Here is a 23828-nt window from a genome sequence, read left to right on the forward strand (position 1 = left end):
TAATTGGATGAATCGACGATCGGTCGGGCTCAGCGGTCGAGCAGTCCCCGTGCGGCAAGATTACGCAACAGCGCGCCGACACCGAAGGTCCACGGCGCGGCGTTGCAGCTGTGGGTCACCTGGTTATGCAGGCCGCCCAGCAACGGACTGCTGATGCTGACCCGGTCACCGAGTTTATGGGTGAACCCGCTGCCGGCATGATCACGGTCCTCGGTGGGGGCGAAAAGGGTACCGAGAAACAGCAGGAAGCCATCCGGGTATTGATGGTTGGCGTTGAGTGTCTGGCCGGCCAAGTCCTGCGGATCGCGGCTTATCTGGCTCATGGAGCTGCAGCCGTGCAGGCGGTAGCCGTCTTCGCCGTGTACTTGCAGGTCGACTTCGCAAGCGCGCACGTCGTCCAGGCTGAACTGCTCGTCGAACAGGCGAATGAACGGCCCGATGGCGCACGAGGCGTTGTTGTCCTTGGCCTTGCTCAGCAACAGCGCACTGCGGCCCTCGATGTCCCTCAGGTTGACGTCGTTGCCCAGGGTCGCGCCGTGGATCCGGCCCCGGCTGTCCACCGCCAGCACCACTTCGGGCTCCGGGTTGTTCCATTGCGAGGCCGGATGAATGCCGATCTGGCTGCCGCTGCCCACGGCGGCGAGGACCGGCGCCTTGGTGAAGATTTCCGCGTCCGGGCCGATGCCGACTTCCAGGTATTGCGACCACATGCCTTGCTCGATGAGGTACGCCTTGAGGCGCATGGCTTGCTCGGAACCCGGCACGATCGAGCGCAGGTTGTCGCCGATCACGCCGTGGACCGTGGCGCGCACGGCTTCGGCCCGGGCCGAGTCGCCGCCGGCCTGTTCCTCGATCACCCGTTCGATCATGCTCGCCGCGAAGGTCACGCCGGCGGCCTTGATCACTTGCAGATCCAGCGGCGGCAACAGGAACGGCTTGGCCGGATCGGCGTGTGGGCCGGTGTTGGCCAACAGGTCTTCGACGCTGGCGAGGAAGGTGCCCGGCGTCTGTCGCGCCGCTGTGAGGGGCGAGGGCGTTTCCAGCAGATCGCTCAAGGTCGCGAAATGCTCCGAGAGGTCGAACGCGCCGTCACTGCGCAGCATGATCGGCGAAGGCCCGGCGATCCGCCCCGGGACCCAGGCGCGACCGATCAGGGTACCGGCCACGCCATCGACCGGCAGAGTGTTCTCGGGAGTAAGCAATAGCGACATGGACAGGCTTCCTGGTTCGTAAAGCCTTCACGCTAGGGCGCGTTGTCGATGAACTCCAATGAGATATATTCAGTATCCGATAACGCCTGGTTATTGCGCCGCCGAGGAATGCCCATGTCCGATCTGTCCTTCTCCAGCTTTTGCGGCTGGCTCAAATTCCGCCATCTGCTGCTCATCGACACCCTCGGACGTACCTGCAACATGCATCTGGCGGCCGAGCAGATGAACCTCAGCCAGCCGGCCGTGAGCAAGATGCTCAAGGAAATCGAAAACCTGCTCGGCTTCGCCCTGTTCGAGCGCCGACCGCGCAGCATGCCGCCCACCGCCCTGGGTGAGCACGTGCTGCGCTATGCGCAAATCGCCCTGAATGACGCCCGTTCGTTCGTCGAACAGATCAGCAGCCTGCGCGAGGGCGGCCACGGTTACCTCAAGGTCGGCGGTATTTTCGCCGCGACGGCGGTGGCGCTGCCCGAGGCGATCCTGCAGATCAAGCAGCGCTGGCCCCTGCTGTCCATCGAGGTGGTGGAGCAGACCAGCAATCACCTGATGAAGATGCTTGAAGAAAAGAAGCTCGACCTTGCCGTTGCGCGGTTTACCGATCAGAGCCAGCAGCAGCGCTATGACTTCCAACCCCTGGCCCCCGAACCGTTCTGCATCGTGGTCAATGATCGCCATCCGCTCGCCGATGCCGGGCCGACGTCGTTGCAGCAACTGGTGGATCTGCCGTGGATTCTCTACCCGGTCGGCACGCCGATTCGCGCGCGCATGGAACTGGCCTTCGCCGAAGCCGGGGTGGGCATGCCGCGCAACACCATCGACACGATTTCCATGCAGACCTTCCTCCAGGTGCTGCAACGCGGGCCCATGATCGGCATGTTGCCCAATGCGATGGTCGACCCACTGCTCGAAAGCGGCCAGCTCAAGACCCTCGACACACCGCTGCACCTGGTGCCGCAGGACTACGGCATCCTCACCCGCAAGGACGAGCCGCTGGTGGGCGCGGCGCTGGAGTTTGCCGAGATCCTCAAGGACAACGCCCGATTGGATAGCTGAATATCCTGTGGCGAGGGGATTTATCCCCGCTGGGCTGCGAAGCAGTCCTAAACCCAGCCTCTGCGTTCCGTCAGGTTGATTGCGGTGAGTTTCTTAGGGCTGCTGCGCAGCCCAGCGGGGATAAATCCCCTCGCCACAGGTCTCGTTCGGATTTTCAGAACTGTGATAACACCCCGTTATCAACTAATCCAAAAATGCCATTGGGAAAGAATCGCTTCCCGACAGTAGAGTCCTCGTTCAATCGCCGGATGACTCGCTCATTCGACGTGACCCAATAAAAACAATCAGGGGTTACCTCATGCAAACCATCTCCGAGCATTTGCCCGCCCAGGCGCAAGCCGGCGAACTCGATTTCGAGGACCGGACCTACCGCAAGGTGATCTGGCGAATCCTGCCGGTCCTGCTGTTGTGCTACATGGCGGCCTACCTCGACCGGGTGAACATCGGTTTTGCCAAGCTCGACATGCTCAACGAGCTGCAATTCAGCAACACCGTGTACGCGCTGGGCGCCAGTATGTTTTTCTGGGGCTATTTCCTGTTCGAAGTGCCCAGCAACCTGTTGCTGCATCGCTTTGGCGCGCGGTTCTGGATCGCCCGGATCATGCTCAGTTGGGCGGTGATTTCCATGGCGGTGGCCTACACCGTGCCGCTGGCAGCGTTCTTCCACATCGAATCGAGCACGATGTTCTACGTGCTGCGTTTCCTGCTGGGGATCTGCGAAGCGGGCTTTTTTCCTGGCGTGATCCTCTACCTCAACTACTGGTTCCCGACCCATCGGCAGAGCCGGGTGATGTCCGGGTTCCTGCTGGCATTGCCGGTCAGCCTGACGCTGGGTGGAATCCTGTCCGGCTGGCTGATGAACAGCATGCAGGGTGTGCACGGCCTGTCCGGCTGGCAGTGGATGTTGCTGATCGAGGGGGTTCCTTCGATCATCATGGCGGTCGTGGTGGTGGTCTGCCTGGCGGACAACATCGACAAGGCCAAGTGGCTTTCGGCGGCGGAAAAAGCCATGCTCAAGGCCAATCTTCAAACCGATAACCACGGCAAGGCCACACGCTTGAGCGAGGTGTTCTTCAACCCTAGGGTGTGGTTGCTGGTGCTGATCCTGCTGACGTTCAACACCGGCTTCTACGGCCTGGCGTTCTGGATGCCGTCGATCATCAAGAGCACCGGCATCACCAACAGCCTGCACATCGGCTTGCTCACCGCCATTCCGTACTCGGTGGCCGTGGTGGCGATGCTGCTCAACGCCCGGCACTCCAACCGCACCGGCGAGCGCCGACTGCACGCGGCGATTCCCGCCTTCATCGGTGGCGCGGGGCTGATCCTCAGTGCTTACTTCGCCGATAACCTGGTGCTGTCAGTGCTGTTCCTCAGCGTCTCCGCCTCGGGGATCCTCAGCCTGATGCCGATCTTCTGGACCTTGCCCGGCACCGTACTGTCAGGCGTCGCTGCCGCAGCGGGGATTGGCATGATCAACGCCATCGGCAACCTGTCGGGGTTCACCGGATCGATGATCACCGCCGTGGCCGAGACGCTCACGGGCAATATCAACAACGGTACCTATGTCCTGGCGCTGTGCCTGTTGGTCAGTGGCGGGTTGATCCTGGCCATCCCGGCCTCGATGCTCGGCCGGACACCGAAAAGCGCGGCCCCGGCGGCGCAATTGGAGACAGCATGAGCCTGCAGAACAAACGGGTGCTGGTGACGGCGGCCGGACAGGGCATCGGCCTGGCCAGCGCGGTTGCCTTCGCCCAGGCCGGCGCCGAGGTGTTCGCCAGTGACATTGATATTCGCGCGCTGGCAGGTATCGATGGGGTGACTGCCATTACGCTAGACGTCACCTCGGCCAGCGCCATCGACGCGGCCCGCGAGCGAATCGGCGGATTGGACGTGTTGTTCAACTGCGCAGGCGTCGTGCACAGCGGCACCATCCTCGACTGTGACGAAGCGGCCTGGGCGCGCTCGATGGATCTGAACGTCACGGCCATGTACCGGATGATCCGCGCCTTCCTGCCGGGCATGCTGGCCCGTGGCGGCGGCTCGATCATCAACATGTCGTCGGTGGCGTCCAGCGTCAAAGGCGTGCCCAATCGTTTCGCCTATGCTGCCAGCAAGGCCGCGGTGGTGGGGCTGACCAAATCCGTCGCCATCGACTTCGTCAGCCAGGGCATCCGTTGCAACGCGATCTGTCCCGGCACCGTGGATTCTCCATCGCTGCACCAGCGCATTGCCGACCAGGCCGCGCAGCAGGGTGTCGAGGAGCAACAGGTCTACCGGCAGTTTCTCGACCGCCAGCCCATGGGACGAATTGGCAATACCGAAGAAATCGCGCAACTGGCGCTCTACCTGGGCAGTGACGCGTCCGGCTATACCACGGGCGCCGTGCACGTGATCGATGGCGGCATGAGCCTTTGAGTTTTCACTTGAACAGGAGCACTTCATGAAACTGTTGCGTTACGGCGAAAAAGGCTCGGAAAAACCCGGGCTGCTGGATGACGACCATCAGATCCGCGACCTGTCGGGCCATGTGCCGGACATCGCCGGAAATGTCATTGGGCCGGAAGGCCTGGCAAAACTCGCCGCCATCGACCCGCGCAGCCTGCCGGTCGTGGCCGGCCAGCCGCGGATCGGTCCGTGCGTCGGGCAGGTCGGCAAGTTCATCTGCATCGGCCTGAACTACGCCGACCATGCCGCCGAGTCGAACATGGAGGTGCCGAAGGAACCGATCATTTTCAATAAATGGACCAGTGCCATCTGCGGGCCGAATGACGATATCCAGATTCCCCGCGGCTCGCTCAAGACCGATTGGGAAGTCGAGCTGGGCGTGGTCATCGGCAAGGGCGGGCGCTACATTGACGAAGCGAACGCCCTGGAACATGTCGCCGGTTATTGCGTGATCAACGATGTGTCGGAGCGCGAGTGGCAGCTCGAACGCGGCGGCACTTGGGATAAAGGCAAGGGCTTCGACACCTTCGGCCCCCTTGGACCCTGGCTGGTGACCAAGGATGAAATCCCCGACCCGCATGCGCTGGACCTGTGGCTGGAAGTCGACGGGCACCGCTATCAGGACGGTAACACCCGGACGCTGATCTTCAGCGTGCCACAACTGATCGCCTACCTGAGCCGATGCATGAGCCTGCAACCCGGCGACGTCATTTCCACTGGCACGCCACCCGGCGTCGGCCTGGGCATCAACCCCAACCCGGTGTTCCTGCGCCCGGGGCAAACCATCCGCCTCGGGATTGCAGGCTTGGGTGAGCAGCGTCAGGTGACCGTGCAGGCGGATTGATCACCGGTTTCGCTACTGCCTTCGCGAGCAGGCTCGCTCCCACACGGTCCTTTGCACACCAAAGATCCCTTGTGGGAGCGAGCCTGCTCGCGAAGGCGGTAGTCCTGTTGCCGAAGATATAGGCACTGTCCTCGCCACGAAAAATCCTCGAAGATGCGCGCCTGATTCGAGAGAACGATTCGACCCATGAGCGACGACTCCCACGCACGGTTTTCCCGTTTTCAAACCCCGGATCCCAGCATCCCTCCGCGCGAGCAATCACCGATGCTCCCGCAGGAGTTGGCCTGGGCGCGCGAGCGTGCCTTCATGCACCGCTTCAGTTGGTTCGTGGTGCTGCTTCCGCCGTTGAGCATGGGCCTCGTGCTGCCAGGCTTGGCGTACTTGACGATCCTGGGCCTGACCCAGAAGCTATTCGCCCCGGAGCTGGATGTCGACCGGATCGTCGGTGATTCCCTGGGCTGGCTGGCGCTGGCGACCGTGCTTTTCGTTGCCGCTTGGGCAGTGTCCAATTACCTGCGCGACTCACGGGACCCGACCAAGCGCTACTGGCAATCGTTGCCGGACCAAGGATTGGTCGAGCTTGAGCGTCATACGCTGATCAGGGGCATCAGCCTTTGGGTCAACGACTTTGACCCGGACTGCAACAGCCTTACCCTGTGGAAGAACGACAAGCTGGTGAGCGTGCAAAGCTCCGGCGTGTCGCAGTGGATCCTCGCCATGACCGCGGCCGGCCACTGGCTGGTGCTCAAGGACGAGTTCCCCGGTGACTTCTGCTATGGGCGAGAAGGGCGGATGCCCGAGAAGGGCAAGCAGCTGCAACCCCGCCAGCACTTGGCGATTGCCTTCGCACCCGGAACCCAGCTGATGCTGGGCCAGCGCTTTGAGGGTGCGCCTGTGCCCTTGGTGGAAACGCCCTACTGGATGTCCGCCGATGAGATCAAGCGCCTCACTGAAGCCGCCCATCACTGGATTTTCTTCCCGCCGGACCGTTACGCCGTGGTCAATACCGAGGACGCCCGCTGGGTGCAACGATTGGTGGACAGGGCACAAGCCAGTGTCGGGCCTCAGCATGAGTGACGAACTCTACAAGCAAATGATCAGCTTCGAGACGCCTGATCCAACCATCGGCCCTCGCGAGCAATCACCCATGCTCCCAGAGGAGTCAGCCAGGGCGCGCGAGCGTGCATCCATGCACCGCTTCAGCTGGGTCATGGTGCTGGCGGCGCCGGTGAGCGTTGGCCTGATGCTGCCAAGCCTGGCGTTCGTGATTGGCCTGGGCCTCGTCGAGAAATGGTTCGTCCCCGGCCTGGATGTCGACCGGATCATCGATGGATCCTGGGGCTGGCAGGTGCTGGCGACTGTGCTTTTCATCGCCGGTTGGGCCTCGTCCAATTACCGGCGCGATTCACGCGACCCGACCAAGCGCTACTGGCGCTCGATGCCGGATGAAGGGGTGGTCGAGCTTGAGCGTCATACGCTGGTCTCGGGCATCAGCCTGTGGTCCTGCGATGATAATCCCGAGGCCCTCAGCCTCACGCTCTGGCAAGACGACAAGCTGGTGCGCGTGCAAAGCTGCGGCGTGTCGCAATGGATCCTGGCCATGACCTCGGCCGGGCACTGGCTGGTGCTCACGGAGGAAATTCCCGGCGTCTTCCGCCATGGACAGGCCAGGCGAATGCCTGCGTCCGACCTGCGGATGAAGCCCCAGCAGCAATTGGCGATTGCCTTTGCCCCTGGGACCCAGTTGATGCTGGGCCAGCGCTTTGACGGTGCGCCTTTGCCGCTGACGGAATCCTCGTACTGGCTGTCCGCCGATGAGTTCAGCCGCCTCGCCGAAGCATCCCATCGCTGGGGCTTTTTCCCGCCGGACCGTTACGCCGTGGTCAACGACCGGGACGCCGGTTGGGTGCAGCGACTGGTGGACAAGGCGCGCGGCAACACTGGTCCACAGCCCCAGCGAACGGCTGTCGCGGCTGAGCGTCCGCCAACGTGACGCGGGTATCTCGGGGCGCGAGGGCGCTGGTGGCGGTCGCCGCGAGGGCGAGCAGTGCACCGACGGTGGCGAGCCCGATCCAGCCGCTCCGGTGGACCCCGTAGTTACCCAAGGCCGCGCCGAGTGCACCGCCCAGGAAATACGAACCCATGAACACCGTGTTCAATCGGCTGCGGGCCTCGGCGCGCAGGGTCTGGACGCGTGCCTGATTGGCCACCAGCCCGACCCGGTTGCCGAAGTCCAACAGCACCATGCCGACAATCAGCCAGCCCAGGTGCTGTCCGCCGGCCCCGATGAAGACGAAACCGACGACCAGCACCGTCGTACCCGCGACGGTCAGCGTCCGGGCGCCCAGGCGATCGACTAACGTGCCGATGCGGGGCGATGCGACGATGCCCAACACTGTCACCAGGCCGAACAGGCCAATGGTGGTCGAGCCGAACGTGTACGGCGGCTGGGTCAGCAGCGCGGCCAGCGTGGCCCATAAGGCACTGAAGGCGGCGAAAATCAGGAAGCCGCTCGCGGCGCAGAAGCGCAGTACCGGCTCCTCGCGCAACAGGCTGCCGAGGGAACGCATCAGCGCGCCATAGCGCATGGGAGAAAGGCTCGTCAGAGCGGGTAGATTTCCAGCAACGATCAACAACAGCATTCCATCGATGAGGGAGGCCACCCAGAACACCGATCGCCAACCGCAGTGCTCGCCGAGCAGGCCACCGAAGGTCCGCGCCAACAGTAATCCGGCGGACAGTCCGCTCAGCAACGTCCCGACCACCCGGCCGCGTTCCGCGGGCGCGGCCAGACCCGACAGGGCGGGGATGATCAGCTGTGCGGTAACCGCCGTCACCCCAACCAGGAAACTGCCGACGCACAGCAGCGCGAAACTCGGCGCCGCGGCGCAGGCGAGCAGCGCGACGGCATTTGCCCCGATGGCCCGCAATGCCACGCGGCGGGGTTGTCGGCAATCGGCGAGGGGCACGATGAGCAGCAGGCCCGTCCCATAACCGAGTTGCGTCAGCGTGGCGATCAGCCCGGCTTGGGTCGAGGTCAGGCCGAACGACGCGGCCATCATCGGCAGCAACGGTTGATGGTAGTAAAGGGTCGACACGGCCAGGGCGCAACACACGGCCATCACGCCGACCAGGCGAGCGGGGATCACGTTCGACACGGGCATGGCGCGGTCCTTCAGCGCGGTTGCAAGGTCGAGATCAGCGTGCCGGTATCGACGATGCTGTGGGCGAATGTCGGACCGTTCAACTCGTGCGCCGCGTGCATCATTTCCGGGCTGAACGCGGCGGTTGCGTCGCGCACCAGCGTCACGTGGTAACCGAGCTCCATGGCGAAACGTGCGGTGGACTCGATGCAGGTGTTCGCCAGCAAACCCATCACAATCACATGGGTGATGCCTTGTTGCTTGAGCTGGAAATCGAGGTCGGTATTGGCAAAACCGCTCTGGCCCCAATGCTCCTGGACGATGATGTCGCCGTCCTGTGGCACGAAGTCCGGGTGCCATTCGCCGCCCCAGGTGCCTTTTGCGAACGTATGGCGTTGCTGGATCAGGCGTTGGGTCGGATTGGGGTGGTTCCAGTTGTCGTAGTCGCCGGGTTGCCAGCGGCGATGGGGCACGTAGAACACCTGGATGCCTTGTTGCCGAGCGGTCGCCACAGCGGCGCGCAGGTTGTCGAGGAGGTGAACGTCCTGGGCAACCTTTTCCAGCAAGGGAAAGAGCTTGCCGCCCTCGGACAGGAAGTCGTTATAGGGGTCGACCAGCAACAGGCCGGTTCGCGACGGGGAGTACACAGGCTGGGTCATTTTTGAGGCTCCAGTTCAGGGATGGGTGTCCTCAATACTAACTATGAAAATCATATAGTCAATGGTTACGCCGTTTTCGAGCCGATTTAAGTGTTGGGCTGTCGTGTTACTATGAAAAAAATAGTGATTTTGAGAAAAACACATATGCAAGATGAAACGAGCGAAACGGTGTGCCCGGTGGCGCGTTCGGTGGGGGTGGTCGGTGATAAGTGGACGATCCTGGTGTTGCGTGAGTTGTACATGGGCACGACACGCTTCGAGGAGATCCAGATCCAGACCGGCGCCACGCCGCAAATGCTCACCTCGCGCCTCAAGGCATTGGAAGCCGACGGCCTGGTGGAGCGTCGTCCCTACAACGAAAAACCCCTGCGCTACGAGTACCAGCTGACCGCCAAGGGATGGGATTTCTATCCGGTGATCTACGCGTTGCGCGCCTGGGGCGAAACGTGGTGCAAGGGCGAGGATGAAGGGTTGGCGATGCACTTTGTGCATCGCGCCTGTGGACACGACGTGGGGGTAGCGAGTGTTTGCCCCAATTGCGGAGTACCGGTGGAACGCAAGGACTTGCAGCCGTCGATCAGCGAACGCTTCCTCGCCGAGCGCACGGCCCGTCGGGAGGCGTTCAAGGGTAAATAGCGCCGCCAACCCTCAATCGGCTTTGCGGCGTGTGACGCGCTTCATCACCACCACGAAGAACACCGGGACAAACACCACCGCCAGGGTGGCGCTGATCATCCCGCCGATCACGCCGGTGCCAATGGCCTGCTGGCTCGCCGAGCTGGCCCCCGTGGCGATCGCCAGCGGGACCACGCCGAGGATGAACGCCAACGAGGTCATGATGATCGGCCGCAAGCGCAGGCGCGCGGCCTGGAGCGTGGCGTCGACCAGGTCGTGGCCTTCGTCGTACAGGCTTTTGGCGAACTCGATGATCAGGATCGCGTTTTTTGCCGACAGGCCGATGATGGTGATCAGCCCGATCTTGAAGAACACGTCGTTGGGCATGCCGCGCAACGACACCGCCAATACCGCACCAAGCACGCCCAGCGGAACCACCAGCAACACCGAGGTCGGGATCGACCAACTCTCGTACAGCGCCGCCAGGCACAGGAACACCACCAGCAGCGACAGGCCCAGCAGGATGGGCGCCTGGCTGCCGGACAAGCGTTCCTGCAACGACAGGCCGGTCCATTCCTGGCCCATGCCCTTGGGACCCTGGGCGACCAACCGTTCGATTTCGGCCATGGCTTGCCCGGTGCTGTAGCCCGGTGCCGGTTCGCCGGAAATGCTCACCGCCGGGTAGCCGTTGTAGCGGGTCAGTTGCGCCGGCCCCTGGGTCCAGCGGGCCTGGACGAACGCCGACAGCGGCACCATTTGTCCATTGCTGTTGCGCACGTGGATCTTCAGCAGGTCCTCGACCTGGCTGCGCTGGTCGCCTTCGGCCTGGACCACCACGCGCTGCATGCGCCCCTGGTTCGGGAAGTCGTTGATGTAGGCCGAGCCCACCGCCGTGGACAGCACGCCGCCGACATCGGCAAAGGAAATCCCCAACGCATTCGCCTGCTTGCGATCGACCTCCAGTTGCACCTGCGGCGCTTCCGCCAGGGCACTTTCGCGCACGTTCATCAGCACCGGGCTTTTTTCGGCGGCGGCGAGCAGTTCGCTGCGGGCCTGCATCAGCGTGGCATGGCCGAGGCCGCCGCGGTCCTGCAAGCGAAACTCGAAACCGCTGGAAGTACCGAGGCCGTCCACCGGCGGCGGCAGCACCGAGAACACCATGGCGTCCTTGATCGCGCCGAAGGCCTGGTTGGCGCGATCGGCGATGGACGCCGCCGAATCATCGCCGCCGCGCTGCGACCAATCCTTCAGCGTGGTGAACGCCAGGGCGGCGTTCTGCCCGCTGCCGGAGAAGCTGAAACCGAGGATCACCGTGCTGTCGCCAACGCCAGGCTCGCCGGCATTGTGCGCCTCGATCTGTTCGACGACCTGTACCGTGCGGTTCTTGCTCGCGCCCGGCGGCAACTGGATGTCGGTGATGGTGTAGCCCTGGTCTTCCACCGGCAGGAACGAGGAGGGCAGGCGACTGAACAGCAGGCCCATGCCCACCAGCAGCACGCCGTAGATCAACAGATAACGGCCGCTGCGTCTCACTGCGTAGGCCACCCAACCGTGGTAGCGGTCGCCGAATCGATCGAAGCCGCGGTTGAACGCACCGAAGAACCCGCGTTTGGCGTGGTGATCGCCTGGCGCGATCGGCTTGAGCAGGGTCGCGCACAGGGCTGGGGTCAAGGTCAGGGCGAGAAACGCCGAAAACAGGATCGACGTCGCCATCGATAGCGAGAACTGCTGGTAGATCACCCCCACAGAACCCTGCATGAACGCCATCGGAATGAACACCGCCACCAGCACCAGGGTGATGCCGATGATCGCCCCGGTGATCTGGCCCATGGCCTTGCGCGTCGCGTCCTTGGGAGAGAGGCTTTCCTGGGCCATGATCCGCTCGACGTTCTCCACCACCACGATGGCATCGTCCACCAGGATGCCGATGGCCAGCACCATGCCGAACATGGTCAATACGTTGATCGAGAAACCCAGGGCGAGCATCGTCGCGAAGGTGCCCATCAGCGCCACCGGCACTACCAGCGTCGGGATCAGCGTGTAGCGGATGTTCTGCAGGAACAGGTACATCACCGCGAACACCAGCAACATCGCCTCGCCGAGGGTATAGACCACCTTGGTGATCGAGACTTTGACGAACGGCGACGTGTCGTAGGGAATCTTGTATTCCACGCCGGCCGGGAAGTAGCGCGCCAGCTCATCCATCTTCGCCCGTACGAGGGTGGCGGTGTTCAACGCGTTGGCGCCCGGCGACAACTGCACCGCCACGGCAGTCGACGGCTTGCCGTTCAGGCGCGTGGAGAACTGGTATTCCTGGCTGCCGATTTCCACCCGCGCGACATCGGCGATGCGCACCGTCGAACCGTCGGGGTTGGCCTTGAGCACAATGTCGGCGAATTCCTGCGGCGTCGAGAGCTGGCCCTTGACGACGATGGTCGCGGTGATTTCCTGGGTGCTGCGGCTCGGCAGGTCGCCGAGGCTGCCGGCCGAGACCTGGGCGTTCTGCGCGACGATGGCGGCATTGACGTCCGCCGGGGTCAGGTTGAAACCCACCAGCTTGCGCGGATCGATCCAGATCCGCATGGCCCGCTCGGCGCCGTACAACTGGGCCTTGCCGACGCCGTCCAGGCGCTTGATCTCGTTCATCACGTTGCGCGCCAGATAATCGCTGAGCGCCACGTCATCGAGCTTGCCGTCGCTGGAGGTGAGGGTGATCAGCAACAGGAAACCGGCGGAAACCTTGTCCACCTGCAAGCCCTGCTGGGTTACCGCTTGCGGCAGGCGCGACTCCACCGCCTTGAGGCGGTTCTGCACGTCGACCTGGGCCAGTTCGGGGTTGGTCCCGGGTTGGAAGGTCGCGGTGATTGTGGCGCTGCCGAGGCTGCTCTGGGATTCGAAATACAGCAGGTTGTCGGCGCCGTTGAGTTCTTCCTCGATCAGGCTGACCACGCTCTCGTCGATGGTCTGCGCCGACGCGCCCGGGTACACCGCGTAGATCTCGATTTGCGGCGGCGCCACGACCGGGTATTGCGCCACCGGCAGTTGTGGAATGGCCAGGATCCCGGCCAGGAGGATGAACAGCGCGACGACCCAGGCAAACACCGGGCGGTCGATGAAGAATTGCGGCATGGCTTAGTGTCCTGCCTGTGGCCCGGAAGCCTGGGCGAGAGGAAGAGGGGAATCATCGATCCGGACTTTTTCACCGGGGCGTGCGTGCTGGACACCTTCGACGACGATGCGATCGCCCGGCTTCAAGCCTTCGGTGACGATCCAGCGATCATTCTGAGCGGCGCCCAATTGCACCGGTTGCTGGCTGACCTTCTGCTCGGCGTCCAGCAGCAAAACCTGGGCGATGCCGGCGCTGTCGCGCAGGATCGCCCGTTGCGACACGGTGATGCCTTGGCTGTTCACTGCCTGCTCCAGGCGCACCCGGATGAAACTGCCCGGCAGCAAGTCCAGGTCCGGGTTGGGGAACTCGCTGCGCAGGCTGATCTGGCCAGTGCCAGGGTCGACGCTGAGGTCGGTGAAGAGCAACTTGCCGGGCAGCGGATAGGGGCTGCCGTCGTCCTGGATCAGGGTGGCCTTGGCCTGGCCCCGGCCGACCGCTTGCAACTGGCCGGCGCGAAAGGCGCGGCGCAGGTCATTGAGTTCACGAGTCGATTGGGTAAGGTCGGCGTGGATCGGGTCCAGTTGCTGGATGAGTGCCAATGGCGTGGTTTCGTTCTGCCCCACCAGTGCGCCTTCGGTCACCAGGGCGCGCCCGATGCGCCCGGAAATCGGCGCGGTCACCGTGGCGTAGCCGAGGTTCAGCTTGGCCCGTTCCACGGCGGCCTTGTTGGCGGCGACATCGGCTGCGGTCTGGCGCACGTAGGCCCGGGCATTGTCGTAGTCCTGGCCGCTGATGGCCTGGTCATCGATCAGTTGGGCATAGCGCTGCGCCTGCAACCGGGCCTGGAACGCATTGGCCTCGGCCTTGCGCAACGCTGCCTCGGCACTGTCCAGGTCGGCCTTGAACGGTGCCGGATCGATGCGAAACAGCACCTGCCCCTGCTTGACGTCGCTGCCTTCGCGGTAGACCCGCTGCAGAACCACGCCGGCGACCCGGGCGCGGACTTCGGCCACTCGCGGTGCGGCAATCCGGCCGCTCAGCTCGTTGCTGATGGACAGCGGTCGAGCCTGGACGGTCTCGATACGCACGCTGGCCGGCGGCGCAGATTCTTCCGAGGTCGAAGTGTCATCACAGCCGCTGAGCAACAGCGCACCGATCAACAGGCCCAGCGTGACGGCAGGTTTCTTGGACATGGTGCTTCCCCACTATTGAACCGCCCATGGTAGGGAACCGGGCCGATGACAGGAGTTAAGCTTTGTAGCGGCTCTGTGAAATTGTGTAACGCCCGTGGAATCAAATCTGAAAATGCCCCACCAACTCCTGCTGGTGGTTGGCCATGGCGTGCAGCGTGTGACTCGCCTGGGAAGCTTCCTGCATCCGGCCGGCCAGGGTTTCGCTGATGCCACGAATGCCGCTGACGCGGAGGCTGATGTCTTCCACCACTGAGCTTTGCTCCAGGGCTGCGCTGGCGATCTGTTGGTTCATCTGTTCGATCACTTCCACGGCCTGGGTGATGTGCTGCAGCGCGCCATGAGTGTGTTCGACGTGAACGACGCTGCCCCTGGCCAGCTCCCGGCTCGACTGGGTGCTGAGTACCACGTCCTGGCTCAACTGCTGCAAGGCTTCGATCACCGTGCGGATCTGCTCGACGGAATTCTGGGTGTTGCTAGCCAAATGCCGGACTTCATCGGCCACCACCGCGAAGCCACGTCCCTGTTCGCCGGCCCGGGCTGCTTCGATGGCGGCGTTCAGGGCCAGGAGGTTGGTCTGCTGGGCAATGGCGCAAATCACGTCCAGCACCTGGCTGATCTGCTGGCTGTTGTCCGCCAGTGCCTTGACCTGACCAAGCGTTGCCTCCAGGCGCCGGTCGAGGGCGTCGATGCTGCTGACGGCGTTGGCGAACATTTCCTGTCCCGATCGGCTGGCATTTTCCGCCACCGTTGCGGCATCGGCAGCCTGGTGGGAGTGGCGCGCCACTTCCTGGGCGCTGGCGCTCATCTCGTGCAAGGCGGTCGCCGCCAATTCGACTTCCCGGTACTGCTGTTGCATGCCTGCGCTGACTTCTCCGGCGACCCGCGCAGACGTGTCGGCGGTGTCCCGAGTGTCCCGGGACGCTTGCTGGATATCCCGGATGATTGGCTGGAGCTTGTCGAGGAAACGGTTGAAGCCGTGCGCCAACTGACCGAGTTCATCGTGGCGTTCGTCGGGCAGGCGCTGGGTGAGGTCGCCGTCACCTTCGACAATGGCGTCGAGCATATGAGCCACCCGCAACAATGGCCGTGTCACGCCGTAGGCGGTGAGCCAGATGAGCAGCAGCCCGAGGCCGGCTGCCAGCAATCCCAGGCTGAGGTTGAACCAGTTCGACTGGCGATGCTTGTCGTCGAGCTGCGCCTGCATGTGCAAGGCGGGCGCTTGCACGAGCGCTTCCGGCACGCGGATCTGCAGTTGCCAGGGGGGGCTTGCCACGGCGGTCTGCACGGCTTGGCGCACGTCGATGGAGGCCTCCGTCACGGCGCCGCTGTGGCCGGCCACTTGCCCCGACGGGGAGAGGATGCTGACCTCGCTGTGGCCGGGATACAGCTCGTTCGCCAGGCTGGCAGCGAGTTGCTGGAGGGTATCGAGGCTGATGTCCATGCCTACCACGCCGATGACTTTGCCTTGGTCCAGCAGTGGTATGGAGATGCTGCTCATCAAGGTCTGCTTGCCTTCGACTTCAATCGCGTAGGGCTCCGTCACGCAGGTATGCCCCTGGTTTTGCGGGCAGACGTACCAGGCGTTTTCCGGCTCGCTGCCCGGTGGCGCGGTGTTGGCGCTGATCTGGGCTTCGCTGAGCACTTCCTGCACCAGGTGCCCGGGCTGGCTTTGCGACCAGTACAGGGCAAAGCGGCCTTTTTCGTTGCTGGCGAGGTCGCGCTGTCCGGCAAAGCTGGCATCCTCGGTCGCCAGGGCGTCGGGCACCAGCACGACATAGAAACCGAGGACTTTCTCACGCTTGAGCAGCGCCTCGCGAGTCAGGCCAATCAGGTCGTGGCGCAGTTGCGCGGCCGTCAATCGTCCGTTCTGCGCCTGGGCGCGCAGTTGCAGCACCTGCTGGGCAAAACCTTCGCCATAAATCGCCGTTTCGCTGAAAAAGCGCTCAACCCGCTGACCGTGGGCCAAGGCCTGTGCTTGCAGGCCCTCCAACGCCGATTGTCCAAGTAGCTGGCTGCTTTGCCGTTTCAGCAGCGTGGCGCCTTGCTGGTTCTGATACAGCGAGGCACCGGTCAGTGCCCCGACGACCGCCAGCAGGCTCAGGCCGCTCAGAAGGGTGATCCGCCATTGGATAGAGAGACGAGCGAAAAACATGCTGAGGTTTCCTGGGCTTAGGGGTTTTTATTGTTTTGAGCCCAGCACTGTCTGAACGGTGGGCAAGGTTATCTTGCGGCAGGAAGCGCCTCCCCGTTATCCCGAATCGGCAGCGGTTGTGCGCCGAGATTGAGCGCATGCGGTTCACTTAAGGCGCCGACGTCCTTGTGGCGAGGGGATTTATCCCCGCTGGGCTGCGCAGCAGCCCCCTAACAGTCAACTCAGTATTCTGATACTCCGCGTTGCCTGCATTTAGGGCCGCTTCGCGCCCCAGCGGGGATAAATCCCCTCGCCACAGGAATGTCCTTCCCTGATGGGGCTGGCCTGTTTTGGGGCACTGTTTTTGATGCTGCCGTTTTGGGATAGCGAAGGGTTTTGGCAAGGGCATAGCATCGAAACCAGCGTGCAAGCAGAACAACAAGATTCTGGAAGCCGGTGAAGCTGGCCGACTCCGATCCAGCAGCCACTGCCTCATACAATAAGGTCAAGAACAATGAGCGTATCTTTCCCGATCAGCAGCTCGACGGAGCTGAAGCGCGGCGCACTGGGTGTCGGCTTCATCATCTTCTTCGTGATATCGGCGGCGAGTCCCTTGAGTGTCATCGCCGGCGGCTTTCCCATCGGCATCATGCTTGGCAATGGCGCCGGCACACCTGCGCTGTTGCTGCTGGCGCTGTTGGTGTTGCTGGCCTTTTCGGCGGGTTACACCGCCATGTCCCGGCACATGACCAACGCCGGTGGCTTCTACGCCTTCACCTCTCGCGGCCTGGGTGGCTTGGCCGGTGGCGCGGCAGGGGTGTTGGCGATGTTTGCCTACAACATTCTCCAGGTCGGCCTGTACGGCATGTTCGGCGGCGTGGTCAGCGGCACGATGGCCAGTGTCTTCGGCCTGGAATTGCCGTGGTGGACGTACTCGCTGCTGGCGATGGCGAGCGTTGCGATCCTCGGTTATCGCAAGATCGACTTATCGGCTCGTGTGCTCTCTGTGGTGGTGATCGCCGAGTACCTGGCGATCCTGACGCTGGATTTCGCCATCCTCAAGACCGGTGGCGACAGCGGCATCAATCTCGATTCGTTCGACCGCAGCCACGTCTTCAGCGGCACGCCATCCATCGGCCTGCTGTTCTGTTTCGCGGCGTTCATCGGCTTCGAAGCCACGACGATCTATGGAGAAGAGGCGAGGAATCCGCACCGCACGATTCCCATCGCCACCTACAGCTCCGTGCTGTTGATCGGTGGTTTTTATGCGCTGTCGGTCTGGTCGATGATCGTGGGTGTCGGGGCCGACAAGATCGTACCGACGCTGCAAGCCCTGCAGGATCCGACCACGTTCATCTACGGCCTGTCCGATCACTTTGTCGGCCCGCACCTGACCCAGATCATCCGGCTGCTGTTCATGGTCAGCATCTACGCCGGACTGCTGGCGTTCCACAATGCCGCGGCGCGTTATTTCTATGCCATCGGCCGGGACGGCTTGCTGCATAGCCGCTTGGGCACCACCCACCGCGTGCACCAGAGCCCGCACATGGGCTCGGTCCTGCAAAGCCTGATCGCCGCCGTGGTGGTGCTGATCTTCGCCGCGCTGGACGCCGACCCGATCCTGCAATTGTTCGCCTGGTTTTCCAACCTGGCCACCCTCTGCGTGATCCTGCTGATGGCGCTGACGTCGGCGGCGGTGTTCGTCTACTTCCGGCGCCACCCGGAATTGAAGCTGGGGCTTTGGCGCGGTCGGATTCTTCCAGGCTTTGCGTGCCTGGCCTTGCTCGCGGTGCTGGCCCTTGCGGTGATTCATTTCGATGTGCTCACGGGCGCCAGCCAGCGCCTGTCCTACGGTCTCTGCGCCGTCATTCCTGTCGCGCTGGTGGTCGGCGTGTTCCTCGCCGTGCGCCTGCGCAAGGTCTCGCCGGAGCGATTCGCGGCGCTGGGTAGCCACAAGCTCTAGCCGCCACGCGAGCCCTTCACACCAAACAAAAACAACTGCGCTGTCGTTCGGGACGGTCCGGCGGCGCGTGAAAGGAAGGTTCCATGCACGATTATCAAATGCTCATCAACGGGGTGCGGGTCGACGGGGAAAACGGCCATTTCGATGTGGTCAACCCGGCGACGGGCGCTGCGTTCGCCCGATGCCCGGCCGGTTCCCTGGGCCAACTGGACCGCGCGGTCGAGGCGGCGCAATCGGCCTTTGTCGAGTGGCGGCACAGCACCCATGAAGATCGCCGCCAGCGTCTGCTGAATATTGCGGCGGACATCGAGCAGGACGCCGACGCGCTGGCCCGGCTCATCGTCCTCGAACAAGGCAAGCCGCTGGCGCTGGCGTTTTCTGAAGTCATGGGCGCGGTGGCCTGGACGCGTTATGCCGCCGAACAACAGATCCCGGTGGAGCTGGTGGAAGAAACCCCGACCCAGCGCATCGAGCTGCACCGCAAGCCCTTGGGCGTCGTCGCCTCGATCACACCCTGGAACTGGCCGTTCATGATTGCCGTCTGGCACATCATGCCGGCGCTGCGAGCCGGTAATTGCGTGATCAGCAAGCCGTCGAGCCTGACGCCCTTGAGCACTCTGCGCCTGGTGGAAATCATCGCCAGTCACGTGCCCCGGGGCGTGATCAATGTCGTGACGGGTGAACAGGGTTTCGGCAGCGCGATCACGGCCCACGCCGGTATCCAGAAAATTGTCTTCACCGGCTCGACAGCCACCGGCCAGAGCGTGATGCGCGGTGCTGCGGCGAATCTCAAGCGCCTGACGCTGGAGCTGGGCGGCAACGATGCTGCCATCGTCCTGCCCGGCACGTCGGTCGAGGTGGTGGCCGAAGAGATTTTCCAGGCGGCCTTTCTCAACATGGGGCAGACCTGCGCCGCCCTCAAGCGCTTGTACGTGCACCAATCCCAATACGAGGCGTTCGCCGACGCACTGACACTCATCGCCGCGCGCCAGGTCGTTGGCGACGGCCTGGAGCCGGAGGTCACCTTCGGTCCGGTACAAAACGCTGAACAATTGGCGCTGGTGGAAGCACTGGTGGCGGATGCCCGGGACCAGGGCGCGCGGGTGCTGTGTGGCGGCGCACGCCTGGACCGAGCGGGTTTCTTTTATCCGCCGACCCTCGTCGCCGACGTCAGCGACGGCCAGCGCCTGGTGGACGAAGAGCAGTTCGGCCCGGTGTTGCCGTTGATTGCCTACCAGGACGTCGAGGATGTCCTGCGCCGCGCCAACGCTGGCGACATGGGCCTGGGCGGTTCGGTCTGGGGCAGCGATGTGGACCAGGCCCAGGCGTTGGCAAGTCGCCTTGAAAGCGGCGTGGCCTGGGTCAACTGCCATGCGCAGATCCAACCGAACACGCCATTTGGTGGCAGCAAGATGTCCGGGTTCGGCGTCGAGTTCGGCCTTGAAGGGTTGCTGGAATTCACCGGCCAGCAATTGCTGTACGTACGCAAGCGTGAAACACAGTGAGGACTGCAACCATGTACGAGCACTACAAGACAGCGCAAAAGAAATTCTGGCACCCGATGAGTTCGTCGGCGCCGGCCAACCGCTCCAAGACCTTGGTCATCGCCCGTGGCGACGGCAACTACATCACCGATATCGACGGCCACCGCATGCTCGATGGAGTAGGCGGCTTGTGGAACGTGAACGTGGGGCACAACCGCGCTTCAGTGAAGGCGGCCATTGCCGCGCAAATGGACGAGTTGGCGTATTACCAGACTTTCGACGGTATCGCCCACCCTCGGGTGTTCGATCTGGCCGAACGACTCATGTCGATGTTCGCCCAGGAAGACATGGCGCGGGTGTTGTTCAGTTCCGGCGGTTCGGACGCGGTCGAGACGGCCCTGAAAATGGCTCGGCAATACTGGATCGCCAGTGGTGAGCCAGGGCGCACGCGGTTCCTGTCATTGCGCAATGGCTACCATGGTGTGCACATGGGCGGCACCTCCGTGGGCGGCAACGGCGTCTATCACTACAACCATGGGCCGCTGTTGGCCGGCTGCCATTTGCTCGACACGCCGTGGCTGTACCGCAATCCCTGGGACTGCCGTGACCCGCAGGAACTGACCGCCCACTGCATTCGCCAGTTGGAAGACCAGATCGCCTTGCTCGGCGCCCAGACCATCGCGGCGCTGATCGCCGAGCCCGTGCAGGGCGCCGGCGGCGTGATCGTGCCCCCCGCCGATTATTGGAAAAAACTGCGCGAAGTCTGCGATCGCCACGGCATCCTGCTGATCGCCGATGAAGTCGTCACCGGCTTCGGCCGCACCGGTTGCATGCTCGGCAGTCGCGGCTGGGGCGTCGCGCCGGACGTGTTGTGCCTGGCCAAGGGCATCACCGCCGGTTACATCCCCATGGGCGCCACGGTGTTCAACCAGCGCATGGTCGATGCCATCGAGAACGGCCCGGGTTTCACCAGTGTGATCATGCATGGCTACACCTACAGCGGACACCCGACGGCGTGCGCCGCAGCGCTGGCGGTGCTGGACATCGTCGAGGCCGAGGATTTGCCAGGCAACGCCGGCAAGGTTGGCGCCCAGTTGCTGGAGCAACTGCAGCCGTTGGCCGAACGCCATGCGCTGGTCGGCGAAGCGCGTGGCAAGGGCCTGATGATTGCCCTCGATCTGGTGGCGAACAAGGTCACCCGCGAACCGCTGGATCCCGCCAACGGCCTGGCGTCGCGGATTGCCGAGCATGCGCGCCGCGCCGGGGTATTGGTGCGCCCGATCGGCAACAAGATCGTCCTGTCGCCACCGTTGACCCTCACATCCGACGAGGCCGGCGTGATGGTCGGCGCGCTGGACGACGCGCTCGCCAACTGCCGCTAGCCCGGCCAGCCGGCGCCGTTTGCGGTGCCGGCTTCCAAATATAAAAACAGCCTGTCAAGGCGCACCTCAAGGAGTTCAAGCCATGCGGTCTCTATCGCGTATGGGATTTTTCGGCAGTGGCCTGGCCTGCACGTTGGCGTTCTATGCCGCCAATCAGGTCCAGGCTTACGAGTTGTATGCCGATGACGACACTCACCTCAACGCCGACCTGCTGGCGGTGTTCGGCCATTTCAACAGCCGCAAGAACTACGACGGCAGGACGGGCGGTTCGACCTGGCGCGAAGGCTTCATCAAATATGGTGTGAGCGGCGACCAGGGCCTCGCCGGCCAGGGCACCGCCTATGGCGCCTTCAGCCTGGTCAGCTCCGCCACCTGGGGCGATGGCGACGCGGCCGGCAACACGCTGGGCAGCGAGCGCACGACAAAAATCGAGGACGCCTACCTGGGCTGGCGCTCCGCCGATCTGTTCCCGCTGCTGGGGCAGGATGGTGTCGATATTTCCGGCGGACGCCAAATCGTCAAGTTGGGCAGGGGGTTCTTGATCAACGATGATGGGCCGAACCTGGGCAAAGGCCCGGCCGACGGGCGCTTGAATCGTGGCGGCGCCTATTACCTCGCTGCACGGCACGCGTTCGATCAAACCGCCGTGTTGCGCCTGGGTGGGCAGGATGGCCTGCATGGCAGCGTGGTGTGGCTTAAATCGGACAACCGCGCCCAGGCCGAAACCGAACTCGCTGCCGGCACGCTGGACTACACCGCCAAGGCCGGGACACTGGGGTTGACCTGGATCCATGGCCTTGACGTGAACGACCGCTGGGCTAGCGATTTCCAGCGGCAACGCAAGGGCATGGACGTCTATAGCATTCGCGGTGAAGGCGACGCCGGTATCGAGAACGCCAGCCTGGCCTTCGAATACGCCTGGCAGGACAAGGACGCCGGCCCGCAGAACGCCTGGTACGCCGAGGCTGGCTACACCTTCGCGGACATCGCCTGGGCGCCGAAACTGACCTATCGCTACACCCGTTATTCGCAGAAGTGGGACTCGCTGTTCACCGGCCAGAGCACCGGTTACGGCACCTGGTTCCAGGGCGAGGTCGCGGGCAACTATGCCGGGCCCTTCAACAGCAACACCGGCATTCACCATGTCGGCTTGAAGGCCACGCCATTGGAGAACCTGACCCTCGGTGCGCTGTACTTCGATTTCAACACGGTGCGCAAGGACAATGCCTTGAACCTGGATGCCCGTGAGCTGGATTTCTATGCCGAGTGGGCCGTGAACCAGCACTTGATCGTCACGCCGCTGATCGGCCTCTACAAGCCGGACCGGGATGCAACGACAGGGGGTAATCAAGTGGCGGGCAATGGCACCAACGTGTACAGCCAGGTGACGGTGGCCGTGCCGTTTTGAGGCAGAGGGCTGGACGGCAAACTCCTGTGGCGAGGGGATTTATCCCCGCTGGGCTGCGAAGCGGCCCTAAAAGCCAAACAACTCGGTGTGTCAGGTAGATTGAGTTGCCTGTATGGGGCTGCTGCGCAGCCCAACGGGGATAAATCCCCTCGCCACAGGGGGATCGTTTCTCTTGAATGAGCTGCGTCCCTGCTTTCTAGCTCATGGCAGGCGGATGCTGCATCCGCTCCGCTATCCGCCGAGTAGTCTCAACGACCATTTCAATCACGGTCTCCTGACGCAGCAATTTGAAGCTGTCAGTGCTGCCCACGGCGGAAAGGCTGCCCACCACTTCGTCGAGTTCGGGGTTGATGATCGGTGCCGCGATACCGGTCAGCCCTTGGTTGAGTTCGTCGTGGGTCAGGCAATAACCGTCCTTGCGGATCTTTTTTGTCGCCTTGGAAAAACTCGGCCAGTCATAGGGATTGTCGGGCTCGTTGGCCAGGTGCTCTTCGAACAGGCGCTGCAAGCGCCGACCTTTCTGGAACGCGATCAACACCTTGGACTGCGCGCCGCGAAAGAATGGCAACGGATGGCCGCGGCCGAACGAGAACTGGTAGGTGTCGTCGGGCTCGGCGATGTAGGTGTTGATGATGTGGCCGTCATAAAAAACGCTGGCGAACACCGCCAGGCCGGTTCGTTCGGACAGCTCGTGTATCAGCTCGCGACCGGCGACGAGGATCGGATCGTACTGCCGCATCATCCAGTCGAGCTCGATGATCCGCGGCCCCAGGCCATAGCTGCCGGCATCCACTCGCACCAGCAGGCCAGCGTCACACAAGTCCTTCACGTAGCGGTACACGGTCGCCCGCGACAGACCCATGCGCTCGGCAATGGTGTCGGGGTCGATCTTCAGTCGATCCGGGCCGAAGAGGTCCAGGACGCTCAGCATCTTGCTCAGGCTGCTCATTTCGCTCCTAAAGGGTGGAGTGGCGCGTGGGTGGCCGTTTGGGTGAGCACTATAGGTAGACCCATCGATGATGAAAAGCCCGCAGGGTCGGTCTGTAGCGCGCTGTCACGGTAACTGAAGATCTGAGAAATGCAAGTTGATCGGCTGGAATAAATCCATCTGAAATACGCATAAATCTCAAAATACGAGTTTATGTGTAAAAAATAGCTTGTTTTGTCGATTTCGCTGTGTGATAA

Annotated in this window: 18 protein-coding genes and 1 pseudogene; 11 read left to right on the forward strand and 8 right to left on the reverse strand. The window is 63.1% G+C overall.

Features of this window, described 5'->3' with window-relative positions; translation table 11 throughout:
• Nucleotides 1-29 precede the first annotated feature (29 nt).
• Entirely contained in the window at nucleotides 30-1211 is a 1182-nt protein-coding gene (locus AB4N42_RS15885) for a fumarylacetoacetate hydrolase family protein (protein WP_460114947.1), read from the reverse strand.
• Nucleotides 1212-1325: 114 nt separating this feature from the next.
• Here AB4N42_RS15885 and AB4N42_RS15890 point away from each other — a divergent pair, with 114 nt between their 5' ends.
• The 6 genes from AB4N42_RS15890 (at nucleotide 1326) to AB4N42_RS15915 (ending at nucleotide 7549) form a co-directional block, all read left to right on the forward strand.
• A complete protein-coding gene (locus AB4N42_RS15890) occupies nucleotides 1326-2264 on the forward strand; it encodes a LysR family transcriptional regulator (RefSeq protein WP_258647508.1) in 939 nt (312 codons plus the stop codon).
• A 298-nt stretch (nucleotides 2265-2562) separates the two neighbouring features.
• Entirely contained in the window at nucleotides 2563-3945 is a 1383-nt protein-coding gene (locus tag AB4N42_RS15895; protein ID WP_030141626.1) for an MFS transporter, read from the forward strand.
• Nucleotides 3942-4682: an SDR family oxidoreductase gene (locus AB4N42_RS15900; protein ID WP_460114948.1), complete on the forward strand. Its 741-nt coding sequence runs from the start codon at nucleotides 3942-3944 to the stop codon at nucleotides 4680-4682. Before AB4N42_RS15895 ends, AB4N42_RS15900 begins: the two co-directional genes overlap by 4 nt.
• 25 nt (nucleotides 4683-4707) lie before the next feature.
• The gene (locus tag AB4N42_RS15905) at nucleotides 4708-5556 is read left to right on the forward strand and encodes an ureidoglycolate lyase (RefSeq protein WP_460114949.1); all 849 of its coding nucleotides are present in this window, start codon (nucleotides 4708-4710) and stop codon (nucleotides 5554-5556) included.
• Nucleotides 5557-5742: 186 nt separating this feature from the next.
• Nucleotides 5743-6633 (forward strand): hypothetical protein, encoded by an 891-nt coding sequence (locus AB4N42_RS15910; RefSeq protein ID WP_460114950.1) that lies wholly within the window; start codon nucleotides 5743-5745, stop codon nucleotides 6631-6633.
• A complete protein-coding gene (locus tag AB4N42_RS15915; protein ID WP_460114951.1) occupies nucleotides 6626-7549 on the forward strand; it encodes a hypothetical protein in 924 nt (307 codons plus the stop codon). The genes AB4N42_RS15910 and AB4N42_RS15915 overlap by 8 nt, the downstream gene beginning before the upstream one ends.
• Here the strand turns inward: AB4N42_RS15915 and AB4N42_RS15920 are convergent.
• Entirely contained in the window at nucleotides 7440-8720 is a 1281-nt protein-coding gene (locus AB4N42_RS15920) for an MFS transporter (protein ID WP_460114952.1), read from the reverse strand. The two genes, AB4N42_RS15915 and AB4N42_RS15920, sit on opposite strands and share 110 nt — an antisense overlap.
• 11 nt (nucleotides 8721-8731) lie before the next feature.
• Nucleotides 8732-9358 (reverse strand): cysteine hydrolase family protein, encoded by a 627-nt coding sequence (locus AB4N42_RS15925; protein ID WP_258647498.1) that lies wholly within the window; start codon nucleotides 9356-9358, stop codon nucleotides 8732-8734.
• A gap of 144 nt (nucleotides 9359-9502) precedes the next feature.
• Here AB4N42_RS15925 and AB4N42_RS15930 point away from each other — a divergent pair, with 144 nt between their 5' ends.
• Nucleotides 9503-9994, forward strand: a complete 492-nt coding sequence (locus tag AB4N42_RS15930) for a winged helix-turn-helix transcriptional regulator (RefSeq protein WP_460114953.1) — start codon at nucleotides 9503-9505, stop codon at nucleotides 9992-9994.
• Between the two features lie 12 nt (nucleotides 9995-10006).
• Here AB4N42_RS15930 and AB4N42_RS15935 read toward each other — a convergent pair whose 3' ends face one another.
• The 4 genes and pseudogenes from AB4N42_RS15935 to AB4N42_RS15950 all read right to left on the reverse strand — a co-directional run.
• Nucleotides 10007-13102, reverse strand: coding sequence for an efflux RND transporter permease subunit (locus AB4N42_RS15935; RefSeq protein WP_030141618.1), 3096 nt, complete (start codon nucleotides 13100-13102; stop codon nucleotides 10007-10009).
• A 3-nt stretch (nucleotides 13103-13105) separates the two neighbouring features.
• Entirely contained in the window at nucleotides 13106-14275 is a 1170-nt protein-coding gene (locus tag AB4N42_RS15940; RefSeq protein WP_460114954.1) for an efflux RND transporter periplasmic adaptor subunit, read from the reverse strand.
• A 100-nt stretch (nucleotides 14276-14375) separates the two neighbouring features.
• Entirely contained in the window at nucleotides 14376-15131 is a 756-nt protein-coding gene (locus tag AB4N42_RS15945) for a methyl-accepting chemotaxis protein (RefSeq protein ID WP_460116398.1), read from the reverse strand.
• A gap of 102 nt (nucleotides 15132-15233) precedes the next feature.
• A pseudogene (locus AB4N42_RS15950) lies at nucleotides 15234-16427 on the reverse strand (PDC sensor domain-containing protein); the annotation flags it as partial.
• A gap of 493 nt (nucleotides 16428-16920) precedes the next feature.
• On the opposite strand from AB4N42_RS15950, the gene AB4N42_RS15955 reads away from it, so the two are divergent.
• The 4 genes from AB4N42_RS15955 (at nucleotide 16921) to AB4N42_RS15970 (ending at nucleotide 22643) form a co-directional block, all read left to right on the forward strand.
• A complete protein-coding gene (locus AB4N42_RS15955; protein ID WP_030141615.1) occupies nucleotides 16921-18369 on the forward strand; it encodes an APC family permease in 1449 nt (482 codons plus the stop codon).
• 83 nt (nucleotides 18370-18452) lie between these two features.
• Complete coding sequence (locus tag AB4N42_RS15960) at nucleotides 18453-19874, forward strand: aldehyde dehydrogenase family protein (protein ID WP_460114955.1); 1422 nt, start codon at nucleotides 18453-18455, stop codon at nucleotides 19872-19874.
• An 11-nt stretch (nucleotides 19875-19885) separates the two neighbouring features.
• Complete coding sequence (locus tag AB4N42_RS15965; RefSeq protein ID WP_431145348.1) at nucleotides 19886-21235, forward strand: aminotransferase class III-fold pyridoxal phosphate-dependent enzyme; 1350 nt, start codon at nucleotides 19886-19888, stop codon at nucleotides 21233-21235.
• Between the two features lie 82 nt (nucleotides 21236-21317).
• Nucleotides 21318-22643, forward strand: a complete 1326-nt coding sequence (locus AB4N42_RS15970; RefSeq protein WP_460114956.1) for an alginate export family protein — start codon at nucleotides 21318-21320, stop codon at nucleotides 22641-22643.
• Nucleotides 22644-22839: 196 nt separating this feature from the next.
• Here AB4N42_RS15970 and AB4N42_RS15975 read toward each other — a convergent pair whose 3' ends face one another.
• Complete coding sequence (locus AB4N42_RS15975) at nucleotides 22840-23592, reverse strand: IclR family transcriptional regulator (RefSeq protein WP_460114957.1); 753 nt, start codon at nucleotides 23590-23592, stop codon at nucleotides 22840-22842.
• Nucleotides 23593-23828 lie beyond the last annotated feature (236 nt).

This window comes from Pseudomonas sp. H2_D02, assembly GCF_054677635.1.